A 25,449-nucleotide genomic window follows, 5' to 3' on the forward strand; every position below is an offset into this window, starting at 1 on the left:
GAGTGAGTTAATGTTTTTTTAAGGTGCGATGAACAGGATGCTTAATAATACTTTTGCCCTGCCATAAAGCAATAAAGTCTTGCTCATCGAAATCATAGAGCTCCATTAATGCAATAATTGCACTAACAAAGATCATTGGACCTTCAGAATTATCATGAAAATCAAATATTTTGCCATTCAATTTGGCCAATATATCGTTAATTTCATGTTCACGACCTCTTCCATAACGATCACGCGGATAAAGTTCTTCATTAAGTACTATTAACGCGATAGCTTTTTCTGAAGGGCTTAGTTTTGTTTGTTCTAAAGCTTCTTCAAAAGATTCATACCCATGATTAAAATAAAAAATGACTTCATCGCAAATAAAACTATGCACCATTTTGGCAGTCAGATCTGGAAATTGCGAAACAGCATCATCTTCGATGTAAGGTCGAAAAGATTCTGGAAAAATTACATTCGAATGAATTCCTTTGAATAAAGGGGCAATTTCAGAAACTTTATAACCCGCAATGCCACAACCGAGTGCCGTTAAAAAGTATTTCATCTTTGGATGATTTTTAGCGTAGACCTTAAAATCATCGACATAGTGCTCAATTTGGGAAAGTGGCATTTGCTGGATATGTTCATTTAATGTTGGAATAGCAAAACTTTGCCCAGCCCAACCACGTCCGACACCGTTAACTGCTGCGAAATGTTGTGCCGCGACACGTGCGGCGCCACTATCATGTATTCCAGCTAAATTACTACCAAAAACAAATACGGTATCTTCAGGAAGTTCAGTGACAATAGTTTCATCGTGATATTGATAAGACATATTTTTTATCATTCAAATGTATATTGATCTCATGTTGCAGCCGATTGAATAAGGGGTCAATAGTGCTTTAGACTTTTCTTATCGTTATTTCTTGATGCTGCTTTTATTCTTCTTGATGGTGCACGCGATTTTATTGCAGATGTAACTTAAAAGGATAGAGAGTGCATTGAAACAAGTTTTAGCTATGAGTTTGTAAATCAGAGCATTAAATCAAAAGAGATCTGATTTCGACCATTGGTTTTTGCTTGATAGAGTAAATCATCTGCACGTTGTAATGCGTATTCAATATCATGCATATTATGAATATGGGTTAGACCATAACTTGCTGTCATTTTAATTTGATAATTCGTAAAAGTTGTTTGTTCTAGCAATCTCTTATAATGCTCGATGCGCATCAGGGCAGCAGCAGCATCCTCTGCGATGAATAAACAAATAAACTCTTCACCACCAAAACGAGCGATAAGATCTTCGGCTTGTTTATCTTTCAGCATCATTTGGCTGACACCATGTAAAATCTGATCGCCAATATAATGTCCCCAAGTATCATTAATACTTTTAAAATGATCCAGATCTAGACTTACGAGAAAATATGATTGTGAGGTAAATGACAAGGATGCACTTCTTTCAAAGAAACCACGACGATTCAATAAGTGGGTGAGTGGGTCGTGCAAACGGTCATTATTGAGGTGATGAATGACATCTTTAATCGCACAGCCACTTAGTACAATTGCAAATAAAATATTCAAGATAATATTGATTGACATACCTAGTAACCACCATGAAGACGAAGTCAACGTGACATGGTTATGATCGATATGTTCTAGAAATAGAAAATTGATTATGGCTCTGATGAATGAGTAAAGCACATTAATAAAATAAAAAATCAGCACCCAACGATCAAATGATTGGCTTTTGGGTAGTTGATGGAAAAGTGCAGGAATAACGAGTAATCCAACACTACCTAGTGCTAAATTAAGAATAATCAGGCGAAACCAAATTTGCGGTTCAACATATGAATAGTAGGTTAATGCTAAAACCGCAAAAAAAATAATCCAAAAAGCTAGCTTATGTTGGAATACTGTATTTAGTTTTAAACTAATTGCATATGCGCCAAGCCAACTACCTAGCAAGTAAAGAATAGCAGTAAAAGGTGCAGCAAGTGTGAGTTGCGGATTGGACATTAGGCATTGCGCAAACAATGCAATAGAGGGAATGGTATATGCCAATCCAATCCATAATAAAAAAATATCAGCCTTAAAAAAAAGACGGCAGCAAGTAAATGCCAAACCAATAAAAAACAGGCAACTGGGGACAATTAATATAAAATATTGCGCATTGAGTGAATTCACAGCAATTTTTCTAAATTCTTGATATTTTTGAAAGGTGTAGATTAATGTGCTTTTATATATGAATTCAACACACTTAATCGAAAATATCAAAATAATTGAGTAAAAACTCTAGCTTGTTCATATTTTTTTATTCATTGGTAAATAATTTATATGTATTTACGATTGGCATAATATTTTATAGTGAAATACATAAAAGTGATTGTAAATTGAGTCAATTGCCTCCATCAATAAGGCATCGATTGAAAAGGGTATTCTTGTGAGCGAAAACCAACCTTTTGAGTTAGTCACCAATTATCAACCTGCTGGTGATCAACCACAAGCGATTAAGAAGTTAGTTAATGGCATTGAGCATGGTCTTCGTAATCAGTTACTACTTGGAGTGACGGGTTCTGGTAAAACCTATACGATGGCGAATGTGATTGCACAAACACAGCGTCCGACCATCGTCATGGCACACAACAAAACGCTTGCTGCACAGCTTTATGGTGAGTTCAAAGCTTTTTTTCCGAATAATGCGGTTGAATATTTCGTCAGTTATTACGATTACTATCAACCAGAAGCCTATGTGCCGTCATCCGATACCTTTATCGAAAAAGACTCAGCAATCAACGACCACATTGACCAAATGCGTCTTTCTGCAACGCGTGCTTTATTAGAGCGTCGTGATGCCATTATTGTCGCTTCAGTTTCTGCGATTTATGGTTTGGGTGATCCGAATGCCTATATGCAAATGCTGTTGCATATTGTGCAAGGCGATCGCGTCAGCCGTGATGAGATCATTCGCCGTTTGGTGGAAATGCAATATACCCGTAATGAATTGGAGTTCTTGCGTGGTACTTATCGTATTCGTGGAGAAATCATTGATATTTTCCCTGCCGAGTCTGATAAAGATGCGATTCGAGTTGAATTATTCGATGATGAGGTTGATTCGATTCGTTGGTTTGACCCATTGACAGGAAAGTTGGTGCGTAAAGTACCACGTGTGACGATTTATCCAAAGAGTCATTATGTGACCCCGAAAGATCATTTAACCCGCGCGATTGATACCATTAAAGACGAATTGAAAGATCAGCTTAAATTCTTCAAAGAGCATGACAAATTACTGGAAGCACAACGTATTGAACAGCGTACCCGTTATGATTTAGAGATGATGCAACAGTTGGGTTATACCAATGGGATTGAAAACTACTCTCGCCATCTTTCAGGCCGCACAGCAGGCGAAGCGCCGCCTACTTTATTTGATTATATCCCTGAAGATGCATTGCTGATTATTGATGAATCGCATGTGACAGTTCCTCAAATTGGTGCGATGTATAAAGGTGACCGTTCACGTAAAGAAAACTTAGTGAATTATGGTTTCCGCTTACCCAGTGCTTTGGATAACCGTCCAATGAAATTTGAAGAGTGGGAGCGAATTGTTCCGACCACGGTTTTTGTGAGTGCAACGCCTGCACATTATGAACTGGAAAAGTCAGAGCAAATCGTTGAGCAGGTGGTTCGTCCAACAGGCTTGATTGATCCTGAAATTGAAGTACGTCCAGTGCTTACACAAGTCGATGATGTGCTGTCAGAGATTAATATTCGTAAGCATTTAAATGAACGTGTCCTTGTGACAACTTTGACTAAACGTATGGCAGAAGATTTAACCTCATACCTGAAAGAATATGGCGTTAAAGTGGCTTATCTGCACTCTGATATTGATACTGTTGAGCGCGTCAAAATTATTCACGAATTACGTACTGGTGTGCATGATGTTCTGGTGGGGATTAACCTACTGCGGGAAGGTCTAGATATGCCAGAAGTATCTTTGGTTGCAATCTTAGATGCGGATAAAGAAGGTTTCTTGCGTTCAGAACGTTCATTGATTCAAACCATTGGTCGTGCAGCACGTAATGTCAAAGGTAAAGCGATTTTGTATGCTGACCGTATTACAGATTCAATGCGTAAAGCGATGGATGAAACAGATCGTCGCCGTAATAAGCAGATCGAATTTAATCAGCTTCATGGTATTACGCCACGTAGTGCTGTGCGCCAAGCAATTAAAGAAATCGATACTGGTGAAGTGCTCAGTGATGATGAAATTGATGAAAAAGTGTTAGAGCAAGCGCAGAGTATCAGTGCCGACGAACAGCATTTGTTATCTGATCCAAAGTTATTTGCCAAGCATATTACCAAGCTTGAAAAAGAAATGTTAAAAGCTTCAAAAGAGCTTCAGTTTGAGCAGGCAGCAAGATTGCGAGACGAAATCGTGCGTTTAAAAGCATATATGTTGCAATCGTAATCTAGCAGAGAAATCCTCAAGAGGGATACATATCGCAACAATCTTTGTTTATAAAATAGGCTATGTTGAAAAGCTAAATATATGACTATTGATAACAAATTTCTGTTTTGAGGATTTCCCATGCCGCTAATTAAGAATTTCCCTAAAGCAAGTTGGCGTTTAATAAAAATTGCAATTGGTGGAGTGGTCTTAACTGGACTGGCTGTAGGAACGATTGCTTATGCACAATCAAAGTCTTTACCTACAGTTGAAAAAGTAGAACTGGATAAATATTTAGGTGTTTGGTATGAAGTTGCTCGTAAGCCAATGTTCTTTGAGCGTAAATGCGCTTATAACGTGACAGCAACTTATACGTTAAACGAAAATGGCAATATTGTTGTTGATAACAAATGTTATGACAGTGAAGGTAATTTACAACGCAGTTTAGGTGAGGCGTTTGTTGCGAATGCGCCTTTTAACACCAAATTAAGAGTGAGCTTTTTACCTGAAGGCGTGCGTTGGATTCCTGTTGCACGCGGAGATTACTGGGTTTTAAAGCTTGATGAAGATTATCAAACAGTATTGGTTGGAGAACCGAGCCGTAAATATTTATGGGTGCTTTCTAGAACGCCTAATCCTAAGAAAGAAACAGTTCATGAATATTTAAATTATGCTAAATCATTAGGCTATGATATCCGTGATGTGATTTACCCTGAACATCGTTAAATCAGTTATACTTGTTGGAAACCATGCATGCATGGTTTTTTTATTTTTATATAGTGGATAATTCACGTTTTTAAGATACGTCCCAAATGCTTCTGAGGTCAAAATGTTAAAAGGCATCGCTTATTCAGTTTTGGCTTCTGTTACCTTTGGGATTCTGTATTTTTACACTCAATTACTGGGTGCATTAGATAGTGAACAAACTTTTGGGTGGCGAATTATTGCCACAATTCCATTTTTGACTTTATTTATGTGGTTTAGTGGTGACTTGACTCATATCAAAACCATATTTAATCGAATCATAGCAAAGCCTAGTTTATTAGTGTTTCTAATGATCACTTCCGTACTGACCTCAGCACAATTATGGTTGTTTTTATGGGGACCTATGCATGGTCGTGGGTTACAAGTCTCTTTGGGGTATTTCCTGTTGCCTTTGGTTCTTGTGCTTGCTGGAAGCTTTTTATATGGAGAAAAGCTTTCCAAGTTTCAGTATCTCGCCGTATTTCTGGCAGTATTTGGTGTTGGACATGAGATTTGGCGTTTAGGGACAATCGCATGGGAGACGGCTTTTGTCGCTTTAGGCTATGCAGCTTATTTCATTCTTCGTAAAAAAATTCAAACGGACCACTTAGGTGGTTTTTGGTGGGATTTATTGCTGATCCTACCAATTGCGATTTTCTTCACTCAAACTGGGGATACACCGTATTTAAAGTTTGTAGAGCATCCTAGTTTGGGAGTTGTCGTTCTAGGTTTAGGTTTGTTGAGTGCGATTGGCCTAGGAAGTTATATTTTAGCGAGTCGCTATTTGCCGCTGATTATTTTTGGCTTATTGGGCTATTTAGAACCCGTTTTATTGGCATTGGCCGCATTGGTGCTTGGTGAAAAAATTGGTGAGGGTGAATGGTTGACCTATATTCCTATTTGGTTGGCCGTATTGGTGTTGGTGATAGAAGGTGCATTACACCTCTTAAAACAAAGACAACGAAAACAACAGTTGGAGTTGAATATCAAACAATATTCCAAACGTTTAGGCGATGATGAAGAGATTGGGCGCTGAATAAACCAGTTAAACTGGTTTTTCTTGCTTTAATTTTGAATATAAATAATAGCTTAAGTTTATGAGTAAAAACATTAAGATACGACCATATTCTTTAGGTAGGCAACCAACTTCACCATTACAATTGAAGAATGGTTCTCCAAGCCAAGAAATAGGGAAATAGACGATATTTGTCAGAACTAGTCCGATCATGCCAATAAAACCCATCGATACTTCGCAAGCAAGGGGGATGCTGATGAGTAATAACCATAATTTAAAATTCATTTTAGCTGTTTATGTGTTGTAGGTAATTAGAGATTATTATAAATACTTTATTCTTTTTATTTCATGTTCTTACATTAGTTTATACGATTTTTCTCGTTAAATGATTTGTCATGTATTACTTCCGTTTTTGCTTATTTTTAGCATACTGTTTGAAGCAAACAACGATAGCGTTAAGTTATCAGTAAAACTGTTATTAAAGTTAAACAAACAGTATGTATTTAGATGATTGCAAAAGGGTTTACCTAAAATCACAAAAATAATTATAGGTATTTTATGAATTTATAGTCAATTAGGACAAAATCTTAGCTCAATTAACAGCTTTTGATTCAATCTTGATGATAATTCCATTACAATTATGGCGTTTTAAAAATTCACGCCCAGTATAGATATTAAATTTGAGGACGTAACTGTGAGCAAAGACACTATCGTTGCCCTACACGCAGAACATCAAGGTCGTTGGAAAAACCGTGAAGAAATCGCGGAACGCATGATTGCTTTGATTGGTCAATTATACCGTGAGAAAAATATTGTTGTTTCTGTTTACGGTCGTTCTTTAATAAACCGTTCAGTGATTCAAATTTTAAAATCACATCGCCGTACACGTATGCTTGATGTAGAACTTTCAGTTGTTCATACCTTCCCAATTTTGGAAGCATTAATGAAAATTGAAAACATTGGTTCTGCTGAAGTAGACATCGGTAAACTTGCTGTTGAATATAAAAACCAAGGTGGTGATGTAGACGCTTTTGTTGCAAAAGCGGTTGAATCAATTGAAGGTAAAGCTAAAGCAGAACAGCCTAAAGATGTCGTTCTTTACGGTTTTGGTCGTATCGGTCGTATCTTAGCGCGCTTAATCATCAGCCAATCTGGTTTAGGTCGTGGTTTAAGCCTTAAAGCGATTGTAGTTCGTAAATCATCTGACGGTGACTTGGCGAAACGTGCTTCATTATTACGCCGTGACTCTATCCACGGTACTTTTGACGGTACGATTTCTGTTGATGAAGAAAATGAAGCAATCATTGCAAATGGTCAATTCATTAAAGTGATCTATGCTTCAAGCCCAAGCGAAGTGGATTACACAGCTTACGGTATTGAAAATGCGCTTCTTATCGACAATACAGGTAAATGGCGTGATGCTGAAGGTTTAAGCCAACACTTGAAATGTGCAGGTATTGCACGTGTAGTCTTGACTGCACCAAGTAAAGGCGAGATGAAGAACGTTGTATACGGCGTAAACAATACAGATATCCTAGATGAAGACAAAATCATCTCTGCTGCAAGCTGTACTACAAACGCAATTACACCTGTATTAAAAGTTTTAGACGACAAATACAAAGTATTAAATGGTCATGTTGAAACAGTTCACTCATTCACAAACGACCAAAACTTAATTGATAACTATCACAAAGCTGATCGCCGTGGTCGTGCTGCGACATTGAACATGGTTATCACTGAAACTGGTGCTGCAAAAGCGGTTGCGAAAGCATTACCAGGTCTTAAAGGTAAGTTAACAGGTAACTCTGTACGTGTTCCTACACCAAACGTTTCACTTGCGATCTTGAACTTAAATTTAGAGAAAGAAGTTGATCGTGAAGAAGTGAATGAATACATTCGTCAAATCTCGATTAATTCTAGCCTACAAGGTCAAATTGGTTATACAAACTCGACTGAAGTTGTATCAAGTGACTTTATTGGTTCACGCACTGCAGGTGTGTTTGATGCGCAAGCAACAATCACTTCTGGTACACGTTTAACAGCATATGTTTGGTACGATAACGAAGTGGGTTATAGCTGCCAAGTATTGCGTATCGCTGAACAAATGTGTGGCGTAAGCTATACAAAAATTCCAGCTGAAACAAATGCATAATTTGTGAAAGTCGAAAAAAGGAGCTGATTTAAAGCTCCTTTTTTTATGCTTAGGTATATCTAAAATATTGTATTTTAATTTACCGTATGTTTAATTATGTTTCTAACAAATAAATGTGCTTCATAATGAAAAAATATATATTTACTATTTTAGCAATAAGCTTTGCCATGCATGTACAGGCAAATCCTCAAACTTTTGATTTAACGCCAGTTTTACAAGATCGTTATGAAAAAGATTGTGCAGTGCGTCCTGATTATGACTTATATAAATTTCCTGATATTTCTAAAAAACTGCAAGCCTATGTGGTCAGTCATGAACTGGAAGAAGAACCTGCCTTTGTTAGTAATGTTTTTATATTGAAAAATGTGGAATATCGGGGTGTACCCGTTACTAAGATAGAGTTCTCGTATGGGAATCTAGCTAAACAAATGAATCAAGCTTTATATTTCGATCTTTCAACCGCAAAAGCGAAGCAGAATTTTAGTAAAATTCAATTTAAGCGTAAGCAAACTAAAGCAGATGCAAGTTTAGACATTACCAAAGAGGGGAATATGACATCTGTATATTGCTCTTGGACAGATCAAAAAAACTAGATACCGTCTGTGGGAATATTTAAAACACTAATATTCCTTATTAATCTTAATCGTACAAAATAAGGGCTGAACAACATACATAAATGAATGAAAATAACTGCATAGGATAATAGTTCGATAGGGATATGTCATTGTTGCAGTTGAAGCGTTTATTTGCAGTTTTTGCTCTTATTGTTGTCGCAAACTTATGTGGTGTATATATTGCCATGTGGGTATTTAAACATTTTAATATTTATATTCCATTGAAAAATCAAGATGTCGCAATTGATTTACAGGAACCCCTACAAGTAAGCGTAAAGGTTAAAGATGCTTTAAATGTCGATGTAAATGGGCGCGTTGATGCAAAAATTCCAATTGATGAGCAACTCAATGTTCCTTTAACTCAAACACTCACCCCCCGAGTTTATTTCGATAGCTTAGTTCCAATTAGTACGACTATTCCTGTAAAAGAAACCATTAAAGTAAATCAAAGTTTACCGATTGATACCAAGGTTCAAGTCAAGATTTTGGGTCAGGATGTCACTTTACCGTTAAAGGGTTCAATTCCTTTAAATTTAGATGTTCCAATTGATATTCAAGTACCATTACAACAGAAAGTACATTTAAAATTCGATGCACCTGTTCGCACTGTTTTGAAAGAAAACTTAAATATTCCTTTGAAAGCTCAGCTAAATGCCAATATTCCAATTCAAGGAAAATTAAATGTCCCGATTACATCGGAACTTAATGCTTCTGTAGATGTAAAAAATACGTTGCCAGTAAAAATCGCGAAGGGAGAGCTGAAAATTCCTTTATCATCAATGCGTTTAAATCGGATTGAAGACCAGCATGTAGGAGTACATAATACACAGCAACCTATTAAAGGTGAATGATGCTGATGATGAAATCTATTAAAAGTGTATTGATTAGCTTTGTCATACTCACGACTTTGGTTGCAATCTTGTTTTGGTTTTATCTTAATATCCAAGCATCGCTGATTGTTTCTGCTCAGCAAACTGATATTCGTTTGCCAGCATCGCTTGCCACTAAAATTCAAGTCGGTGAACATTTACGTGTCCGATCCGAAGGGATGTTAAAAACTGCTGTTGCTATTGATCGAAATTTACAACTGCCTTTAAAAGGTAAATATTTGGCTGACTTAAGTTTTGAAGTAGAAACACCGATTACCGTGAACATCAATTATGAAACGATGTTAAAAGTTGATGAAGTGATGCCTGTTCAGACCACGACGGATTTAATTTATCAGAGCAAATTATTGCCAAAATTTCCCCTAAATCTAGATGTGCCTGTGAAATTGGATATTCCCTTTCAACTTAAACGTAGTTATACCATTCCTGTAAAAATAGTATTTAATGGACCTGTTCACTTTGCATTTGATGAATCCGTAAATTTGCCGATTAAACATGAGTTTAAAACGAATTTTTATATGAATGATGCAATTAATATGAGCAATATTTCATCTTTTAATGCGCTTATGTTTAATTCGGTTCAACAGACCAAAGCAAATTTAGATATGCAAATGGATTTGCCATTAAAGAATGTGCATCCTTAATTTTTGAGATATTTGAACTATATCTTGAGTGATTGGTTAAATTCTAAATTTCATATTACGAGGTGTAATATTTACAAAATACTAAATTTCTTCAACATTTGCACAGAATTCATTTGTTGTTTAATAAAATTCATGCAGAGCTGAGTAAATCTATTCGAGAAATTTATTAAAATGTGGCAAAATAGTCCGCTTTTAAGAATTTAGAGGATTGGCACATGCGCTTTGTTGATGAAGCAGTCATAACCGTAGAGGCTGGCGACGGTGGCAATGGCGTAGCCAGTTTTCGCCGTGAAAAATTTGTCCCTTTTGGTGGCCCAGATGGTGGAGATGGGGGACGTGGCGGAAGTGTTTATATTCAAGCCGATGATGACACAGGTACGCTCGTAGATTATCGTTATACGCGTCGATTCCGTGCTGAACGTGGTAAAAATGGTCGTGGTGCGAACTGCTCAGGCCGTGGTGGTGAAGACGTTATTTTAAAAGTACCTGTGGGTACAACCATTGTCGATACTGAATCAGGTGACATTATTGGTGACTTAGTTGCCGATGGTCAACGTGTCAAAGTTGCCAATGGTGGTGATGGTGGTTTAGGTAACACACACTTTAAATCTTCAACCAACCGTTCACCACGTAAATGCACGCATGGTATCAAAGGTGAATACCGCGAAGTACGTTTAGAGTTGAAAGTACTTGCAGATGTTGGTTTGTTGGGTATGCCAAATGCAGGTAAATCAACGTTTATTCGTGCAGTCAGTGCGGCAAAACCAAAAGTTGCGGATTATCCATTTACCACTATGATTCCTAACCTTGGTGTGGTTGATGCAGACCGTCATCGTTCCTTCGTCATGGCTGATATTCCAGGTCTGATTGAAGGTGCAGCAGAAGGTGCGGGTCTTGGGATTCGTTTCCTTAAGCATTTGGCACGTACTCGTATCCTGTTGCATATTGTTGATGTTCAACCGATTGATGGTTCAGATCCAGCACATAACGCCAAAGCAATTTTGGGTGAGTTGGTGAAATTCTCGCCAACTTTGGCAAAGCTCCCTGTGGTTCTTGTCTTGAACAAACTTGACCAACTTCCTGAAGAATCAAGAGAAGAGTGGTGTCAGCATATTCTTGATGAATTGCAATGGAAAGGTCCTGTATTTAAAACTTCTGGTTTGATGTCAGAAGGGACGAAAGAAGTTGTTTATTACTTGATGGATCAGATCGAGCAACAGCGTGAGCGTGAAGTTGAAGATCCTGAATATGCAGCAGAAATGAAAGCATTCCGTGAGCAGCTTGAGGCTGAGACACGTGAACAAACCATCGCAGCAAAAGAAGCTTATCGTGCTATGCGTAAGGCTCAGCGTGAAGCTGGCTTAGAAGACGATGAAGATGATTTTGATGACGATGAGGATGAAGGCGGCGTAGAAAGCATTTACGTTCGTGATTAGTGAACCGAGGAAAAAATGATAGAAGTGGTCGATGGGCAACGTCAGCTCAATGCGTGTAAACGAATCGTTGTTAAAATCGGATCATCTTTACTGACTGCAAATGGGCAAGGTTTAGATTTAAATGCAATTTCGCATTGGGCGAAACAAATTGCAGATCTACACAATGCTGGACATGAGATTATTCTGGTGTCTTCAGGTGCAGTTGCAGAAGGGATGGTACGCATGAAACTTGCGAGTCGACCCACTGATTTACCCAGTTTGCAAGCTTGTGCTGCTATTGGCCAAATGGGTTTAATCCATACGTGGTCAAGCGTATTGGATCAACATGGGATTCAAACAGCACAAGTCTTACTCACGCATGACGATCTTGCCGATCGCCGTCGTTACCTCAACTCTTGTGATGCTTTGCAGAACTTGATCGATTGGCGTGTGATTCCTGTTATTAATGAAAATGATACAGTATCTACCGATGAGATTCGTTTTGGTGATAATGACACTTTAGCTGCAATGGTAGCGGGTCAAGTACAAGCAGAATTGTTGATCATTTTAACGGATCAACAAGGTATGTTCGATTCTGATCCGCGTAGTAATCCAAATGCCAAGTTATTTTCTTCAGTTCGTGCATTAGACGATACTTTATTTGAAATGGCGGGTGGTGGTGGTGTTTTAGGTCGCGGTGGCATGGTGACTAAAGTTCGTGCAGCACGTCTTGCGGCGAAGTCTGGTTGTCCTACTTTAATTGCTAGTGGTGAAAGTGACCATGTGTTGGCTCGTTTAATGGCGGGTGAGATGCTTGGAACATTATTTACAACTGATAATGACCGTGTGACCGCTCATCAACAATGGCTTGCAGCTCATTTGCAAACAGCAGGTCGTTTAGTGATAGATGATGGTGCTGTTGAAGCAATTAAACTGAAGCATCGTAGTTTATTGCCTGTTGGTGTGAAAGCCATTGAAGGTCATTTTGATCGCGGTGATGTCGTTGAATGTGTTGATAAGAATGGTGCTCGTATTGCTGTTGGTCGTGTGAATTTTAGTTCTCGTTCAGCAGAAATGGTGAAGGGTTTACCTTCTGAGAAAGTCTACCAAGTTTTAGGTGAGGCACGTTCTTTAGAAATGATTCATCGAGACCACATGGCAATTTACTAAATACAAATATAAAAAAAGCTCGCTTAGGCGAGCTTTTTTACGTTCGTTCTATATTAGGACTAACTCTTAGGGCATCAAATTTTAATTCTGGAAGTGATTTATTTTCTCCCATCATGTACGGGTGGTCAGCCAATGACAACATATCCAGATCTTCTTCGCTATTTCCATAAGCATAGATATATTGATAGTCCTCTAAATTGTATTGTTGCAAAATCCGTAATTTTTTCTGTTCACGGCTACAATCTTGAGAGCGATAACGACCCGTTAAAGTACCATTCTTAATTTCTGTTTGGGTGCAAATCAACTCAATATTAAGCAATTCACAGATTGGTGCTAAATATAAATCGACTGATGCAGAAACAAGAACAATATGATCACCACGCTGTTGATGGAGATAAAGCTGTTTTAGTAAAGTTGGATCTAATTGTTTTATTAATTTTTGCGCATATTCATCAACCAAATTTTCTACAAATGTGGCGGAGATACCTTCAAACATCGTTTGAAATAATCGAGGTCTCATCGCATGTGCAGGATATAAGCGTAAATAATAGGCTTGAATCCAAGGTAATATGGTTAAGCCTTTTTTTACAATGTGACGCTTTGATAGGGTAAAGAAAATAAACCCTGTAAAACTATCTTTAGGATAGAGCGTGCCATCAAAGTCAAATAAAGCAAGATTTATAGTTTTATGCGTTTGGCTCTTTGCATGCATGTCTCATATCGTCCATTTACACGGCTTGCAAACCAGTTTGTATTGTAATCACGACTCAGTTTTGGTCCTGAAATAACGACTTGTGGCATGGTTGCATAAATTGGTTCTTTTTTGGTTTTATTTTGATATAGCTTTTGTACAGCTAAATAAGTTTGAGTATCTTCAAATTTTTTCTCTTTCTCTTTTTTCAAATCATCACGAATTTGGCGTGGTGTCACTAAAATATTATTTTGAGCAAAAACAGCGATGAGCTCTTTTTCACTTTGGCTTTGAGTTGATTTCACATCGCCATCTTTATTGTAAAGTAATAGATCACCATCGAGACTGATTTCAGTCTTGGTGAGCGCATTTAACATGCTTTGAAACGCTGCATTTCGACTTGAGTAAACACCAGAATTGTAGTCTGCAAAGCGATAGATTGCTTTGTCATAATCAGCAGGATATTCCATTAAGCGATGAATACCATAATATAATCCACCATATTGGGTATACAGATCATTGCGTAGCTCAGCAATGCTACCACTTTGGCGTTTATGTTCTTTGGCGTAATTAATATGAACTTGCATTGAACCCAATGTTGTAATTGGATTCATTTTTTCCCCGATATCTTGTCCAACGAGTTTCGCTGCACCCGTTAATGCACTGACATGATAATGTTTTGACATGTAGTCGAAAATCTCACGGTAGAGCAAATCCAGCTCACGTTCCGTTCTGACTTTACGCATTTGACTCATGTAATTATTTTCAGGAGACGGTTGATTCTTGAGTACATCCTCAAAATAGCCTGCGACTGTTCCACCTATCGTTTCGCCCAACTTTGCTTCAAATTTTTCTTTGAATCGGGTATTAATCTCTTGTACTGCTTTTTCCCCAAGTCCAGGTACGGCAGGGTCAGCAACAAAATTTGATTCCTGATCAACAACTGCAACAATACTGCACACATTCTGCTTTGTTTTAGGAATATCGAGTTGTTGCATGATATCAAAGATATCTTTTGCCCACGATTGACGATCGTTTACACGGGGAGGAATGACCTTTTTAATCTGTTCTGCTTCCATTTCTGGTTCTTTACCATTAGACCACCATGCTTTATCTCCACAAGCTGATAAACTGAGACATGCAGTAATGATGCTAACAATTTTTAATAAAGGACGAGTAGGGAATGATTTATTCATAATCAGAACAACACCACATAATAAAGATGAGTCAAATGGGCGAATGAAGTATACTATGTTGCTCAGAATTTGTAAGAATATATATGTATATTGGTTCATATCAACTGTCAAATAATTTGATTGTTGCGCCTATGGCAGGTGTAACGGATAGACCCTTTAGGACACTGTGTAAATACTTTGGTGCAGGTCATGCCGTCAGTGAAATGATGACGGCTGATAAAACCCTGCGTATGAGTAAGAAAAGTTTATATCGGGCAAATTTTGATGGCGAACTTGCGCCAATTTCAGCACAAATCGCGGGTTCTGACCCAGAGCAACTCGCGGAAGCTGCTCGTTATCAAGTCGCTAACGGCGCGCAAATTGTTGATATTAATATGGGTTGCCCAGCCAAAAAAGTCTGTAATAAACTTGCAGGCTCCGCTTTGTTACAAGATGAGGACTTGGTTGCTCGTATTTTAGATACCGTGGTGGCTGCGGTTGATGTGCCTGTGACTTTAAAAACTCGATTGGGTTTTTTAAATGGACATGAAAATATTTTGCGTGTGGCAAAACGTGCTGAAGAATCAGGAATTGCAGCTTTAGCCTTACATGGTCGTACGCGTGAAGATATGTATTTGAATACAGCACGGTATGAGCTGATCAAACAGGTCAAAGAATTGATTGATATTCCATTGATTGCCAATGGTGATATTGATAGCCCTGAGAAAGCCAAATATGTTTTAGATTATACAGGTGCAGACGCGATTATGATTGGGCGTGCAGCACAGGGACGACCTTGGATCTTTAGAGAAATAGCACATTACTTAAAAACAGGTGAACACTTGGCAGCGCCTGATATTGCTGAAGTGAAAACTGTGCTGTTAGGACATTTGGCTGAACTTTATCAATTCTATGGTGAATACTCAGGTTGTCGTATTGCACGCAAGCATATTGCTTGGTACACCAAAGGTTTACGTTCGAGTAATGAATTTCGCCAAAATATGTATAAAGTGGAAAATACTGCTGATCAGGCAAAAGTTGTAGAGGCATATTTTGATCAATTGCTTGATCTAGGGCAGCGTATGAGTGATGTGCAAGTTGAACAAGTTAATTTACTAGACATTAAATAGTGATGTGATTTTTATTCGTTTAAAAGCCTGTAATAATGGGTTTCATTACAGGCTTTTAATTATTCCAAATGTGCAGTGATTTTTTGCAGAATTTGAAAGATCACATCAAATTCACTTTGTAGAGGAGTGCTTTTACGAGTGACTAAAGCCAATGTGCGACTCGGGGCATCTTCAATTGATTTTACTGCAATCTCTTCATTGAAATGAATCATGCTGTTTTTCAAGGCAATTTCAGGTAGCAGTGTAAAGCCAAGATCTGACGACACCATTTCCACTAAAGTTGGAAGTGAGCTTGCCTTCAAACGATGATCATTTTTGCGCTCACCCACAGGGCAGGCACTTAAGGTGTGATCTCGTAAACAATGACCTTCTTCGAGTAGCATCAGACGAGATAAATCTAAGTCATCCAACGAGTTTGCATTTGCGGTATTGCTGTCATTTTTATTGTAGACAACGAATAAGTTTTCTTTTGTGACTTCAGCAACTTTTAACCCACGCGTATCGAAAGGGAGCGCAAGCACAATCATATCTAAATTGCCATGTTCTAGCTTTTCTACGATTTTCTCACTTTGAGCTTCATGTAAATGAAGCTGAATCTTCGGCAGTTGTCGATGCACTTCATCAAGTAGTTGAGTCAAAATAAATGGTGCAATCGTAGGAATAATACCGAGATGTAAATCACCTGTTAATGGTTCACTCATTTCTCTGCTTAGGCGCATTAAATCTTGTGCATCGGCAAGTAATACTCGTGCACGTGCAACGACTTGTTCACCTAAAGGGGTTAAACGAACGTTTTGACGATCACGCTCAACTAGGACGCCACCTAAGAGGCGCTCTAGTTCCATGATACCACCCGACAAAGTAGACTGAGTGACAAATGAACGGCGCGCAGCTTCAGTAAAATGTAAAGTTTCTGACAACGTAACTAAATACGATAGCTGTCTTAATGAGGGTAATGCAGCCATAGAGTCCTAGTGTGATGATCTAAAGTGATGAGCAAACAAACCGCTAAGTTGTGGAATGAAGTGAGCAGGAATATCATGCCCCATTCCTTGAATTAATTCAAATTTAGCACCAGAAATCGCCTTTGCAACAGCTTTCCCGTGACTTGGTGGTAATAAACGATCTTTTGAACCATGTACAACCAAAGTCGGTTGAGTAATATTTTTGTTCAATGGTAACAAAGAACCTGTACATAATATTGCTAAAAACTGTTGAAGTACACCCGCTGGGTAAAAACTACGGCGATATAGTTTACGAATGGTTTGAATTGCTTCAACTTGATTCACATAACCTGGTGATCCAATAATATGAAATACTTTCAAACTATGATTCACAATCGCATCTTCGTCATGTGCCTCAGGTTTACCTAATAAACTGAAAAGTTGTTTTGGAAACGGTGGTGGTAGGAAGGGTTGATTATTACTGGTAAATAATAATCCTACTTTCTCAACTTTTTCTGGATATTTCGCTGCCACGATTTGAGAGATCATGCCACCCATTGAAGCGCCTATGAGATATGTTTTTTCAAGCCCCAATTGGTCGATTAACATCGAAACATCATCAGCCATATCATATAGAGTATAGGGTGCACCTTCGTTACCAAGCCCGACGATGAAGCGACTCATGAGTTTCATAGTATTGAGGCGTTTTCGTTTTTCACGAATTTTTGAAGATAAACCAATATCTCGATTATCGAAACGGATAACACGAAAGCCTTGATCAATCAATGATTTACAAAAGAAATCAGGCCAAAACAGCATTTGAGCACCTAAACCCATAATCAATAGAATTGTTGGGTGTTCTGGATTGCCGCCCATTTCAACATGCAGTTCAATACCATTGCCTAAAGTGACTTTGGTTTCTTGCATAAATGGAGCATAAGGTGACACATTAAATTGTAAAGCACTGTTCATGGCATTCATTCCGAATTGAATTCTTTTTATAGAATTAGAGTCTGCTAGAAATTCCTTTCTCTACAGACTCTAATTTAAACCTTAAACTTGTGCTGGAATCAAGTCTGGAACAAGTTTGGTTAAAGTTAAACGTTGTTTGCTTGCGGTTGCACCTAAAAGCACAAAACCTCTTAATGTGCCTTCATCATCTGCTGCTCTAGCAAGCATACCATCTTCAAACTCTTCAGTTTCCCAACTCACATCCACACCAATTGGTGCTGGTAATACAGTTAATGGTGCAGCGGGTGTTTTTACCGCAACTGGCATTGCAGGGTAGTGTACAGCAGTACTTTGCCCGCTCAGTGTTTTTGCTAATGCACGTGCTTGCTGCATGATTGGCATAACATATGGCAGTAATGTTCCATTCACTTCTGCACAGTCTCCAACAGCGTAAATATCTGCTTGATTAGTCTCAAGTAAGGTATTGGTAATAATACCGCGACTTGTTTGGATGTCTGCAGCTTTTGCTAAAGATATATTTGGCTGTAAACCAATCGCTGAAAGAACGATATCTGCGATTAAAGTCTGACCTGTTGCCAAAGTCACTTCGTAATCTTCACCATCATTGATTTTTGTTACTTTTTCAACAGTGGTCGACAATGCGAATTTAATACCCGCTTGTTCTAAGTTTGTTTTAAATGCTTCAGCAACGTGATTTGGTAGCAAGCGACCAAGTGGTTGTGGTGCAAGATCAATCACAGTGACATCATAGTTGCTATGAAGTAAATCATTGGCAAATTCGCAGCCAATTAAACCCGCACCTAGAATCACAACACGTTTATCTTTACGCTTTGCTAAATTTTCACGGAATGTACGATAGTCGATCAAGGAGTTCACGACATGAATATCATCACTACCATCACCAGCAATGGCTAAACGAATTGGATTTGCACCCACTGCAAGGATCAGTTTTGAATAGGGTTGAGTGAAAATTTCACCATTTTTTTCTAAAGTGATTTCATGTTGTTCAGCATTAATTTCTTTCACCAAGGTTTCAGCTTCAATACGCATATTCAGTTGCGTTGCCATTTTAGCTGCATCACCTAGAGCAATTTGTTCAGGTGCTTTATTCCCTGCAAAGGCATTAGATAATGTTGGTTTTGCATAATTTACCGCATCATCTGCGCAGATCATAACGAGTTCTTGTTCTGGGCTTAGTTTGCGAAACTCACGTGCAACAGTATAGCCTGCCATGCCCGATCCGATGATGACGATAGGATGCATTATATTCTCCAGTATTTCTTTCAATAAAAACAAACGATAGGAAAAAAAAGACCATGATCATGATCACGGTCTTTTAGATCTATTTAGATTTCAATCATTTCAAAATCAGCTTTTGAAACGCCGCAATCTGGGCAAGTCCAATCATCAGGGATATCTTCCCATTTGGTACCTGCTGCAATGCCGTCTTGTGGCCAACCATCTGCTTCGTCGTAAATCCACCCACAAACGATACATTGATATTTTTTCATGTGACTCTCCAAACTGATAGGTATGCTCAAATTGCCTTTCAGTAAAACTATTCCATAATGTCGCTACGATCGCTGCAATACAACAAACTTTTGTTGATCAGGAGTTAGATTTTTACGCAGAACGCCATTTAAGTAAAGCAAATGCAAGAGTTTAATCATTTATGTAGAAAGTGGAATGGCAATTTGTTCTGAAAGTCTTGTTATTTGAGCAATTACTCTAATTTTTGTAGATATGTATATGCTTATAGCATTTTAAAAACAGTAAAAGTATAAATACAGAGTGGGTGAAAAATAACCATTTAAAATTAAAAGATCAAAAATAACACCAAAATTATGGAGAAAACAAAAATGCAGACCTTATCTTATGAAATTGAAATTCATGCTTCTAAACAAAAAGTTTGGGAGATTTTATGGCAAAAAGAAACTTATCAAGCGTGGACGCAATTTTTTTCTTGCAACTCGACCATGCAATCAGAATGGAAAGTAGGCGGTAAAACCTATTTCTATGATGATAAGGGAAATGGCATGATTTCAACAATCGAACGTTTAGATGAACCTAATGTGATTATTTTTAAACATATCGGGATGATTCAAGATGGAGAGGAAGATACTGAAAGTGAAGATGTAAAATCTTGGGCAGGTGCATTAGAAAAGTACATGTTATTTGATTTGGATGACGTTACTCAACTCTATGTAGAAGTGGATATTCAACCCGAATATATTGAAATGATGAATCAAGGATTTGAAAAAGGGTTAGCTTTGGTTAAACAACTCGCCGAGCAATAAAATCACTTTTGCCGTACATTTATTGCAAGATCGGCGTACTATTTTTGCTTGGAAATGGATAAATCTTTGCTTTTTTCGCCTTTGTGGTACTGAAATGATGCGAAAATGGGCTGTGATCTGCTATCCTATGCCACTTCAATTTTACTTAGATCGAGGCAGAGATGACGCAGCAAAACGCTCAATCGACTTCTGAACAAACACTTTCCGAAAACGATTTAATCGCACAGCGTCATGCCAAATTAAAGCAAATCCAAGAGACTGCCAAACAAACAGGTAAGAGTCCTTGGCCGAATACGTTTAAACGTGAGCACTATACGGGTGACTTACAAGAACAATTTAAAGATCAAGATAAAGCACAAATCGAAGGTGCTGAAAAAGTTTATGTAAAAGTCGCGGGTCGTGTCATGTTGAACCGTGGGTCATTTATTGTGATCCAAGATATGACAGGTCGTATCCAACTGTATGTGGATCGTAAAGGTTTAGCAGCAGACGTTTTAGAAACGATTAAAAGCTTAGACCTTGGCGATATTATTGCTGCTGAAGGTTATATCGGACGTTCTGGCAAAGGTGACCTATATGTACACCTTGAAGGTTTTGAATTATTAACCAAATCACTTCGTCCGCTTCCAGATAAATTCCACGGTTTAACGGATACTGAAGCGAAATATCGCAAGCGTTATTTAGATTTGATCGTCAACGAAGAAACACGTAAAACCTTTGAAATTCGTGCCAAAGTGGTTGCAGGTATTCGTGCATTCTTGACCAATGAACGTTTCATAGAAGTTGAAACGCCAATGATGCATATCATTCCGGGTGGTGCATCGGCTAGACCATTTGTAACGCATCATAATGCTTTAGATATGGAACTCTATTTGCGTATCGCGCCAGAGCTCTATTTAAAGCGCCTTGTAGTAGGTGGTTTTGAGCGTGTGTTTGAAATTAACCGTAATTTCCGTAATGAAGGGGTGTCAACACGTCATAACCCTGAATTTACTATGATCGAGTTTTATCAAGCTTATGCTGATTATAAAGACTTGATGGCATTGACTGAAAACATGCTCGAGAAATTGGCGATCGACATTTTAGGTTCTACCGATTTGCCCTATGGTGATGAAGTGTATAGCTTCAAAGGGCCATTCAAGAAAATTTCAATGTTTGATGCTATTCTTGAACATAATCCTGACTTCACACCTGAAAATGTGAATGATCGTGAGTTCTTAGCTAAATTTACTCAAGAAGTGTTGAAAGAAAAAGTGAAGCCAGGTTTCGGTTTAGGTAAGTTGCAGACGATTGTCTTCGAAGAAACTGTAGAAACGAAACTACGTCAGCCGACATTCATTACAGAATACCCTGCTGAAACTTCACCACTTGCGCGCCGTAATGATGATAATCCTCATATTACAGATCGTTTTGAGTTCTTTATTGGCGGTCGTGAATTAGCCAATGGTTTCTCTGAGTTAAATGACCCGATTGATCAAGCGGAACGTTTCCAAGCACAGGTTGAGGAAAAAGACGCAGGTGATGATGAAGCGATGCATTATGATGCAGACTTTATTGAAGCATTAGAATATGGTTTACCGCCTACAGCAGGTCAAGGGATTGGTATTGATCGTTTAGTCATGCTATTTGCCAACGCACCAAGTATTCGTGATGTATTATTGTTCCCACACATGCGTCGTAAAGATTAATTTTAAGTTAAATAAAAATAGCCACATCTGATTTGTGGCTATTTTTTTATCTGTAATTTATGGGTTATTTTGTTTGCAGTTCTTTTGCGAGTTTTTCAGCGGCTTGCATGATTTTAGGTGTTAACTCACCCATTTGTTGCTGACCAATTTTCAGACTTTTTTGCATTACAATAGGTAATTTATTAATTGTCGATTGACCAACAGGTGTTTTATAAAATTCAAGCATGCCGTTGATTTCTTCTTGGGTAAATTCTTCAACATAGAGTTGAATCATTTCAGGCTCTAATTTAGCCCAAGTAAAATCCTGTTTTACAATGTTTGCAATGTCTTGATTAAAATTATCAATGGCTTTCTTTTGTTTAGCATTGAGTTCTTGTCCTTGAGTGGCTTGTTCAATACTTGAAGCCATAATTTGGTGGACATATTGGCTTGATTGATCGATTAACTGTTCAGATTTAGTGACTTTTAATAGCTCTTTTACTGACTCTTTTGATGCCTGTTGAGCAAAAGTAGGCATGGAAATCACTGTGCCGATTATAAGGCTTAGAATAAACTTTCTCATTATCTAGTTTCAATGTTGCTATAGAAAGCCTAGATGGTACTCAGTCATCTCTTTTATTGTCAATTTCTTATTGGATGTTAATAAGTGTAATTGTTTGGATTGATGATTGAAAAACGTGCATAAAAAAACGATGATGTGCTAATGAATAAATTTGAGAACAGTTAGGGTATGTTTGTAAAAAAAACACTTTATATCGCATTATTTTCGGCTATTTCAGCTACTACTTTTGCACAAGGGCTTGTATTGAATGATGCAAACTTACGCACTGACTTAAATTGGTTAAATCAGCAAGGTGTTATACAAATCAGCACTTCAACTTGGCCGTTGAGTAGTGACGAAATTCAACATGCTTTATCTCAAGCAAAGGTCAGTAATAATACACAGCAAAAAGTGATCAATTCTGTACTAAATGCACTCCAGACTGATAATGAAACAGTAAAACTTGGTTTGCATGCAGACACAGATATTAAAACAATTCCTCAAACATTTGCTGATAATCAAAAATCACAATATCAGGTATCGGTCGAATTTAATGCAGGCGCTGAGAATTGGGATGCCAAGCTACGGATCAATGCTGAGAAAGATCCTTTAATTGATAATGGTCATGATGCCAATGTTGAAGGCTCTTATATTGCAGGTAAATTGTGGAATCAATGGGTCGTTGCTGGTCAAATCCCTACTTATTGGGGGCCTGGACATGATGGAAGTTTGATCCGTGGTGATGCTAGTCGTCCTGTTTATGGGGTGACTGTTCAAAGAGCAAATCAAAATGCATTTGAATCAAAATGGTTATCATGGATTGGACCTTGGCAGTATCAAGCTTTTGCGGGTCAATTAGATGACTACAAAGCAGTCCCTGATGCGAAACTCATTGGTTTGCGTTTAACAGCTCATCCATTTCCAGCATTAGAAATCGGAGCTTCCCGTGCTATTCAATGGGGCGGTGATGGTCGATCTGAGAGTTTAAGCTCACTGTGGGATGCCTTTACAGGAACAAAAGATAATGGTGGGACGGGCAAAGCCGATCCATCTAATCAAATTGCAGGATTTGATGGTCGGCTATTTTTACAAACTTTATTGAACGTTCCAGTCAGTTTGTATGGTCAGTTTGTTGGTGAAGATGAAGCCGGTGGATTACCTGCAAAATATATGTACCTCGGTGGTGCAGATTTTTCTTCAATTTATAAAGATATGCCATATCAATTATATGCAGAATGGGCTGACACGCGTACCAATGGCGAGGTAAGACGTATTTCTTATGCCCATACTATTTATAAAGACGGCTATTACCAGCACGGTTTCCCATTAGGACATGCAATTGGTGGTGATGGGCAGACATATTCTATTGGTGGCGATATTCGTTTTGATGTGATGAATCGTCTAAGTGGACGTGTACTTTATGCCAAAGTGAATGAATCTAACTTGTTAATTAATGAGGCCTTTCCAAAACAAGATACCTTAAAAGGTTTAGATTTAACATGGACACATTATTTAAAACCAACAATTCCGTTAAAAGTGAATGGTTGGGTGAGTGACTCGGATCTCAATGGTCGTGATGGTGGTCTTTCAGTCGGTGTAGAAATTCCATTAGAAAAGAATATGTTCCGTTTCTAACAAGTTTGAGTAAAAAAGAAGCCGACAATGGCTTCTTTTTTTGACCGTATTTTAGGTGTTTTAAAGTCGTGATCTTCTGTTTTGTTGCTATGCATATCACAATTTTGCATATTGATATGAAAAAACAAGCTAAAGAAGCCGTTCTAAATTATTATAATGGATAAACTTTACTAGATTGCTCATTTGTCCACTAGTAAGAATATCGATATCACGAAAAATTGGAGTTGTTATGATACTCGTTCCTCCACACGGTCTTCCAAGTGGTGGTTTAATACCACTTATAGATTTTATGGGTCACATTGATAAGTGGGGATATGTACATGACTGAAAATAGATTAACGCACCTCAAGCAACTTGAGGCAGAAAGTATTCATATTATTCGTGAAGTTGCAGCTGAATTTGAAAATCCAGTGATGCTTTATTCAATTGGTAAAGATTCAGCAGTCATGTTACATCTTGCCTTGAAAGCATTTTATCCTGCTAAACTTCCTTTTCCACTCCTGCATGTAGATACAGGTTGGAAGTTTAAAGACATGATCACATTCCGTGACAACATGGCAAAAACTCATGGCTTTGATTTAATCGTACATCAAAATAAAGAAGGTCGCGATGCAGGGATTAACCCATTTGATCATGGTAGTTCAAAATATACCGATATCATGAAAACTCAGGGTTTAAAACAAGCATTAGATAAATATCAGTTTGATGCTGCGTTTGGTGGTGCGCGCCGTGATGAGGAAAAATCCCGTGCGAAAGAACGTGTTTATTCATTCCGTGATACGAAGCATCGTTGGGATCCAAAAAACCAACGTCCAGAACTTTGGAATCTTTACAATGGTAAAGTGAACAAAGGTGAAAGCATTCGTGTTTTCCCTCTATCTAACTGGACTGAGTTAGATATTTGGCAGTATATCTATTTAGAAAATATTCAACTTGTTCCTCTTTACTTTTCAGCTGTACGCCCAGTTGTAGAGCGTAGCGGTACGTTAATCATGGTCGATGATGAGCGTATGCGTTTAAAGGAGGGTGAAGTTCCTCAAATGAAATCGGTACGTTTCCGTACACTTGGTTGTTACCCATTAACTGGTGCAGTTGAGTCTGAGGCGGATACATTGCCTGAAATTATCCAAGAAATGCTTTTGGCTACCAGTTCAGAGCGTCAAGGTCGTATGATTGACCATGATGAAGCTGGCTCAATGGAAAAGAAAAAGCAGGAAGGTTATTTCTAATTTTCTTAAGCAAGTCCCTCTTTTAAAAGAGGGATTTAGTGAAATTACAAAATTCGATTTCAAATTTTGTGGAGTTTTGAGCA

Annotated in this window: 24 protein-coding genes; 14 read left to right on the forward strand and 10 right to left on the reverse strand. The window is 38.1% G+C overall.

Annotated elements, in window-relative coordinates:
- Nucleotides 1-7 precede the first annotated feature (7 nt).
- Both O1449_RS04820 and O1449_RS04825 read right to left on the reverse strand, forming a co-directional pair.
- Complete coding sequence (locus O1449_RS04820) at nucleotides 8-814, reverse strand: A1S_2505 family phage non-structural protein (RefSeq protein ID WP_269239321.1); 807 nt, start codon at nucleotides 812-814, stop codon at nucleotides 8-10.
- Nucleotides 815-1,011: 197 nt separating this feature from the next.
- Entirely contained in the window at nucleotides 1,012-2,163 is a 1,152-nt protein-coding gene (locus O1449_RS04825) for a GGDEF domain-containing protein (protein ID WP_269239322.1), read from the reverse strand.
- A 256-nt stretch (nucleotides 2,164-2,419) separates the two neighbouring features.
- On the opposite strand from O1449_RS04825, the gene uvrB reads away from it, so the two are divergent.
- The 3 genes from uvrB to rarD all read left to right on the forward strand — a co-directional run bounded on the left by uvrB (nucleotide 2,420) and on the right by rarD (nucleotide 6,203).
- Complete coding sequence (gene uvrB / locus O1449_RS04830) at nucleotides 2,420-4,444, forward strand: excinuclease ABC subunit UvrB (RefSeq protein WP_269239323.1); 2,025 nt, start codon at nucleotides 2,420-2,422, stop codon at nucleotides 4,442-4,444.
- 120 nt (nucleotides 4,445-4,564) lie between these two features.
- Nucleotides 4,565-5,149 (forward strand): lipocalin family protein, encoded by a 585-nt coding sequence (locus tag O1449_RS04835; protein ID WP_269239324.1) that lies wholly within the window; start codon nucleotides 4,565-4,567, stop codon nucleotides 5,147-5,149.
- A gap of 103 nt (nucleotides 5,150-5,252) precedes the next feature.
- The gene (gene rarD / locus O1449_RS04840; RefSeq protein WP_269239325.1) at nucleotides 5,253-6,203 is read left to right on the forward strand and encodes an EamA family transporter RarD; all 951 of its coding nucleotides are present in this window, start codon (nucleotides 5,253-5,255) and stop codon (nucleotides 6,201-6,203) included.
- 9 nt (nucleotides 6,204-6,212) lie between these two features.
- Here rarD and O1449_RS04845 read toward each other — a convergent pair whose 3' ends face one another.
- A complete protein-coding gene (locus tag O1449_RS04845) occupies nucleotides 6,213-6,395 on the reverse strand; it encodes a hypothetical protein (RefSeq protein WP_269239326.1) in 183 nt (60 codons plus the stop codon).
- A gap of 481 nt (nucleotides 6,396-6,876) precedes the next feature.
- Between O1449_RS04845 and O1449_RS04850 the strand changes: the two genes are divergently transcribed.
- The 6 genes from O1449_RS04850 to proB all read left to right on the forward strand — a co-directional run bounded on the left by O1449_RS04850 (nucleotide 6,877) and on the right by proB (nucleotide 13,064).
- Nucleotides 6,877-8,334, forward strand: a complete 1,458-nt coding sequence (locus O1449_RS04850; RefSeq protein ID WP_269228350.1) for a glyceraldehyde-3-phosphate dehydrogenase — start codon at nucleotides 6,877-6,879, stop codon at nucleotides 8,332-8,334.
- 125 nt (nucleotides 8,335-8,459) lie between these two features.
- Nucleotides 8,460-8,927, forward strand: coding sequence for a hypothetical protein (locus O1449_RS04855; protein WP_269239327.1), 468 nt, complete (start codon nucleotides 8,460-8,462; stop codon nucleotides 8,925-8,927).
- 131 nt (nucleotides 8,928-9,058) lie between these two features.
- The gene (locus O1449_RS04860) at nucleotides 9,059-9,799 is read left to right on the forward strand and encodes an MFS transporter (protein ID WP_269239669.1); all 741 of its coding nucleotides are present in this window, start codon (nucleotides 9,059-9,061) and stop codon (nucleotides 9,797-9,799) included.
- On the forward strand, nucleotides 9,799-10,479 hold the full coding sequence (locus O1449_RS04865; protein WP_269228348.1) for a hypothetical protein: 681 nt from the start codon (nucleotides 9,799-9,801) through the stop codon (nucleotides 10,477-10,479). Before O1449_RS04860 ends, O1449_RS04865 begins: the two co-directional genes overlap by 1 nt.
- 215 nt (nucleotides 10,480-10,694) lie before the next feature.
- Nucleotides 10,695-11,915, forward strand: coding sequence for an Obg family GTPase CgtA (gene cgtA / locus O1449_RS04870; RefSeq protein WP_269228347.1), 1,221 nt, complete (start codon nucleotides 10,695-10,697; stop codon nucleotides 11,913-11,915).
- 15 nt (nucleotides 11,916-11,930) lie between these two features.
- Nucleotides 11,931-13,064: a glutamate 5-kinase gene (gene proB / locus O1449_RS04875; RefSeq protein ID WP_004663068.1), complete on the forward strand. Its 1,134-nt coding sequence runs from the start codon at nucleotides 11,931-11,933 to the stop codon at nucleotides 13,062-13,064.
- A 37-nt stretch (nucleotides 13,065-13,101) separates the two neighbouring features.
- On the opposite strand, the gene O1449_RS04880 is transcribed toward proB, so the two are convergent.
- Together O1449_RS04880 and O1449_RS04885 are read right to left on the reverse strand one after the other, a co-directional pair.
- Nucleotides 13,102-13,776 (reverse strand): HAD-IB family hydrolase, encoded by a 675-nt coding sequence (locus tag O1449_RS04880; protein WP_269239328.1) that lies wholly within the window; start codon nucleotides 13,774-13,776, stop codon nucleotides 13,102-13,104.
- Nucleotides 13,743-14,951, reverse strand: coding sequence for a DUF1615 domain-containing protein (locus O1449_RS04885; RefSeq protein ID WP_269239329.1), 1,209 nt, complete (start codon nucleotides 14,949-14,951; stop codon nucleotides 13,743-13,745). Before O1449_RS04885 ends, O1449_RS04880 begins: the two co-directional genes overlap by 34 nt.
- An 83-nt stretch (nucleotides 14,952-15,034) precedes the next feature.
- On the opposite strand from O1449_RS04885, the gene dusB reads away from it, so the two are divergent.
- Nucleotides 15,035-16,060 (forward strand): tRNA dihydrouridine synthase DusB, encoded by a 1,026-nt coding sequence (gene dusB, locus O1449_RS04890; protein WP_269228344.1) that lies wholly within the window; start codon nucleotides 15,035-15,037, stop codon nucleotides 16,058-16,060.
- 59 nt (nucleotides 16,061-16,119) lie between these two features.
- Here the strand turns inward: dusB and oxyR are convergent, their stop codons facing one another.
- The 4 genes from oxyR to rubA all read right to left on the reverse strand — a co-directional run bounded on the left by oxyR (nucleotide 16,120) and on the right by rubA (nucleotide 19,487).
- Nucleotides 16,120-17,025: a LysR family transcriptional regulator OxyR gene (oxyR, locus tag O1449_RS04895; RefSeq protein WP_269239330.1), complete on the reverse strand. Its 906-nt coding sequence runs from the start codon at nucleotides 17,023-17,025 to the stop codon at nucleotides 16,120-16,122.
- Nucleotides 17,026-17,031: 6 nt separating this feature from the next.
- Nucleotides 17,032-17,976 (reverse strand): esterase EstB, encoded by a 945-nt coding sequence (estB, locus tag O1449_RS04900; protein ID WP_046739706.1) that lies wholly within the window; start codon nucleotides 17,974-17,976, stop codon nucleotides 17,032-17,034.
- A gap of 81 nt (nucleotides 17,977-18,057) precedes the next feature.
- A complete protein-coding gene (gene rubB / locus O1449_RS04905; protein WP_269239331.1) occupies nucleotides 18,058-19,239 on the reverse strand; it encodes a rubredoxin reductase RubB in 1,182 nt (393 codons plus the stop codon).
- Between the two features lie 83 nt (nucleotides 19,240-19,322).
- Nucleotides 19,323-19,487 (reverse strand): rubredoxin RubA, encoded by a 165-nt coding sequence (gene rubA, locus O1449_RS04910; protein ID WP_004663059.1) that lies wholly within the window; start codon nucleotides 19,485-19,487, stop codon nucleotides 19,323-19,325.
- Nucleotides 19,488-19,835: 348 nt separating this feature from the next.
- Between rubA and O1449_RS04915 the strand changes: the two genes are divergently transcribed.
- Nucleotides 19,836-20,273 (forward strand): SRPBCC family protein, encoded by a 438-nt coding sequence (locus O1449_RS04915; RefSeq protein WP_269228342.1) that lies wholly within the window; start codon nucleotides 19,836-19,838, stop codon nucleotides 20,271-20,273.
- Nucleotides 20,274-20,434: 161 nt separating this feature from the next.
- On the forward strand, nucleotides 20,435-21,961 hold the full coding sequence (lysS, locus tag O1449_RS04920) for a lysine--tRNA ligase (protein WP_269239332.1): 1,527 nt from the start codon (nucleotides 20,435-20,437) through the stop codon (nucleotides 21,959-21,961).
- Nucleotides 21,962-22,025: 64 nt separating this feature from the next.
- Here the strand turns inward: lysS and O1449_RS04925 are convergent, their stop codons facing one another.
- Nucleotides 22,026-22,523: a DUF2059 domain-containing protein gene (locus O1449_RS04925; protein ID WP_442865311.1), complete on the reverse strand. Its 498-nt coding sequence runs from the start codon at nucleotides 22,521-22,523 to the stop codon at nucleotides 22,026-22,028.
- 168 nt (nucleotides 22,524-22,691) lie between these two features.
- Between O1449_RS04925 and O1449_RS04930 the strand changes: the two genes are divergently transcribed.
- Together O1449_RS04930 and cysD are read left to right on the forward strand one after the other, a co-directional pair.
- Nucleotides 22,692-24,137 carry a capsule assembly Wzi family protein gene (locus O1449_RS04930; protein WP_269239334.1) on the forward strand — a complete coding sequence of 482 codons (1,446 nt, stop codon included), beginning with the start codon at nucleotides 22,692-22,694 and terminating at the stop codon, nucleotides 24,135-24,137.
- A 320-nt stretch (nucleotides 24,138-24,457) separates the two neighbouring features.
- Entirely contained in the window at nucleotides 24,458-25,366 is a 909-nt protein-coding gene (gene cysD / locus O1449_RS04935; RefSeq protein WP_004663051.1) for a sulfate adenylyltransferase subunit CysD, read from the forward strand.
- Nucleotides 25,367-25,449: the final 83 nt, after the last annotated feature.

The sequence above is a fragment of the Acinetobacter sp. TR3 genome (assembly GCF_027105055.1).
Classification (GTDB): Bacteria; Pseudomonadota; Gammaproteobacteria; order Pseudomonadales; family Moraxellaceae; genus Acinetobacter.

Excerpts from the sequence above, each read along its gene's own strand:
- O1449_RS04930 (WP_269239334.1), top strand. The coding sequence starts at position 22,692 with ATGTTTGTAAAAAAAACACTTTATATCGCATTATTTTCGGCTATTTCA.
- cgtA (WP_269228347.1), top strand. The coding sequence starts at position 10,695 with ATGCGCTTTGTTGATGAAGCAGTCATAACCGTAGAGGCTGGCGACGGT.
- rarD (WP_269239325.1), top strand. The coding sequence starts at position 5,253 with ATGTTAAAAGGCATCGCTTATTCAGTTTTGGCTTCTGTTACCTTTGGG.
- cysD (WP_004663051.1), top strand. The coding sequence starts at position 24,458 with ATGACTGAAAATAGATTAACGCACCTCAAGCAACTTGAGGCAGAAAGT.
- O1449_RS04885 (WP_269239329.1), bottom strand. The coding sequence starts at position 14,951 with ATGAATAAATCATTCCCTACTCGTCCTTTATTAAAAATTGTTAGCATC.
- O1449_RS04820 (WP_269239321.1), bottom strand. The coding sequence starts at position 814 with ATGTCTTATCAATATCACGATGAAACTATTGTCACTGAACTTCCTGAA.
- proB (WP_004663068.1), top strand. The coding sequence starts at position 11,931 with ATGATAGAAGTGGTCGATGGGCAACGTCAGCTCAATGCGTGTAAACGA.
- O1449_RS04915 (WP_269228342.1), top strand. The coding sequence starts at position 19,836 with ATGCAGACCTTATCTTATGAAATTGAAATTCATGCTTCTAAACAAAAA.
- lysS (WP_269239332.1), top strand. The coding sequence starts at position 20,435 with ATGACGCAGCAAAACGCTCAATCGACTTCTGAACAAACACTTTCCGAA.
- oxyR (WP_269239330.1), bottom strand. The coding sequence starts at position 17,025 with ATGGCTGCATTACCCTCATTAAGACAGCTATCGTATTTAGTTACGTTG.
- dusB (WP_269228344.1), top strand. The coding sequence starts at position 15,035 with ATGTATATTGGTTCATATCAACTGTCAAATAATTTGATTGTTGCGCCT.
- O1449_RS04845 (WP_269239326.1), bottom strand. The coding sequence starts at position 6,395 with ATGATCGGACTAGTTCTGACAAATATCGTCTATTTCCCTATTTCTTGG.
- O1449_RS04925 (WP_442865311.1), bottom strand. The coding sequence starts at position 22,523 with ATGAGAAAGTTTATTCTAAGCCTTATAATCGGCACAGTGATTTCCATG.
- rubA (WP_004663059.1), bottom strand. The coding sequence starts at position 19,487 with ATGAAAAAATATCAATGTATCGTTTGTGGGTGGATTTACGACGAAGCA.
- estB (WP_046739706.1), bottom strand. The coding sequence starts at position 17,976 with ATGAACAGTGCTTTACAATTTAATGTGTCACCTTATGCTCCATTTATG.
- O1449_RS04865 (WP_269228348.1), top strand. The coding sequence starts at position 9,799 with ATGCTGATGATGAAATCTATTAAAAGTGTATTGATTAGCTTTGTCATA.
- O1449_RS04835 (WP_269239324.1), top strand. The coding sequence starts at position 4,565 with ATGCCGCTAATTAAGAATTTCCCTAAAGCAAGTTGGCGTTTAATAAAA.
- rubB (WP_269239331.1), bottom strand. The coding sequence starts at position 19,239 with ATGCATCCTATCGTCATCATCGGATCGGGCATGGCAGGCTATACTGTT.
- O1449_RS04880 (WP_269239328.1), bottom strand. The coding sequence starts at position 13,776 with ATGCATGCAAAGAGCCAAACGCATAAAACTATAAATCTTGCTTTATTT.
- O1449_RS04855 (WP_269239327.1), top strand. The coding sequence starts at position 8,460 with ATGAAAAAATATATATTTACTATTTTAGCAATAAGCTTTGCCATGCAT.